1 protein-coding gene is annotated in these 1,679 nt (G+C 65.9%); it reads right to left on the bottom strand.

Going from position 1 to position 1,679, the window contains the following annotated elements:
• Positions 1 to 1,679: catalase/peroxidase HPI (katG, locus tag ACXJL8_RS40430; protein ID WP_456686964.1), on the bottom strand; the 1,679-nt coding region annotated here is incomplete at both ends.

Below are 1,679 nucleotides of genomic sequence, written 5' to 3'. Positions count from 1 at the left end.
AGGTTCATCACCTTGGTCCAGGCCTTGGCGAAGTCCTTTACGAACTTCTCCTTCGAGTCCGAGGTGGCATAGACCTCGGCGAAGGCGCGGAGCTGCGAGTGCGCGCCGAAGATCAGATCGGCGCGCGTGCCGGTCCACTTCACCGCATTGGTCTTGCGGTCGCGGGCTTCGTATGTGCCGTCAGCCGCCGGGGTCCACTGCGCGCTCATGTCGAGCAGGTTGACGAAGAAGTCGTTGCTCAGCGTGCCCGCCTTCGCGGTGAGGACGCCGTGCTTCGACCCGTTCGCATTGGCGCCGAGCACACGCAGGCCACCGACCAGCACCGTCAGCTCAGGTCCGCTCAGCTTCAGAAGCTGGGCGCGATCGACGAGAGCTTCCTCCTGCTGCAGGAACTGATGCTTCTTGCCGACATAGTTGCGGAAGCCATCGGCCCGCGGCTCCAGCGGCGCGAAGGAGGCAGTGTCCGTCTGCTCCTGCGAGGCATCCATGCGGCCCGGCGTGAAGGCGACCTTCACCTCGACGCCGGCATCCTTGGCAGCCTTTTCGACCGCTGCGGTGCCGCCGAGCACGATCAGGTCGGCGAGCGAGATCTTCTTCGCGCCGGCCGAGGCGTTGAACTCCTTCTGGATCGCTTCGAGCTTGCCGAGCACCTTCGAGAGCTGAGCCGGCTGGTTCACCTCCCAGTCCTTCTGTGGTGCGAGCCGGATGCGCGCGCCGTTGGCGCCGCCACGCTTGTCGGAGCCGCGGAACGTCGAGGCCGACGCCCACGCCGTCGAGACCAGTTCGGAGACCGAGAGGCCCGAGGCCAGGATCTTCGCCTTCAGCGCGGCGATGTCCTGCTCGCTGGCCAGCTCGTGATTCACGGCCGGGATCGGATCCTGCCAGATCAGCGTCTCCTTCGGCACCAGCGGGCCGAGATAGCGCACGATCGGGCCCATGTCGCGGTGGGTGAGCTTGAACCAGGCGCGGGCAAAGGCGTCCGCGAACTGATCCGGGTTCTCATGGAAGCGCCGCGAGATCTTCTCATAGGCCGGATCGAGGCGCAGCGAGAGGTCGGTGGTCAGCATCGTCGGCCGATGCTTCTTCGACTTGTCGAACGCGTCGGGAATGATCGCGTCGGCGCCCTTGGCCGTCCACTGATGCGCACCGCCCGGGCTCTTCGTCAGCTCCCATTCGTACTTGAACAGGTTTTCGAAGAAGTTGTTGCTCCACTTCGTCGGCGTCGTCGTCCAGGTCACCTCGAGACCGCTGGTGATGGAATCGCCCGCAATGCCCGAAGCGTGCTTGCTCTTCCAGCCGAGGCCCTGCTGCTCGAGCGCGCCCGCTTCCGGCTCCGCTCCGACCAGCGACGGATCGCCGGCACCATGGGTCTTGCCGAAGGTATGGCCGCCGGCGATCAGCGCCACGGTTTCCTCGTCGTTCATCGCCATGCGGAAGAACGTTTCGCGGATGTCCTTGGCCGCGGCGATCGGATCCGGCTTGCCGTTCGGGCCTTCCGGATTGACGTAGATGAGGCCCATCTGCACCGCGCCCAGCGGCTCGGCGAGCTGACGCTCGCCGCTGTAGCGTTCATCGCCCAGCCACGTGCCTTCGGGACCCCAATAGAGCTCTTCCGGCTCCCAGACGTCGGCGCGGCCACCGGCGAAACCGAACGTCTTGAAGCCCATCGACTCCAGCGC

Source organism: Bradyrhizobium sp. P5_C11_2 (genome assembly GCF_054049755.1).
The sequence above is the reverse complement of the archived record's forward strand: the minus strand, read 5'-3'. Positions and strand labels throughout refer to the sequence as shown.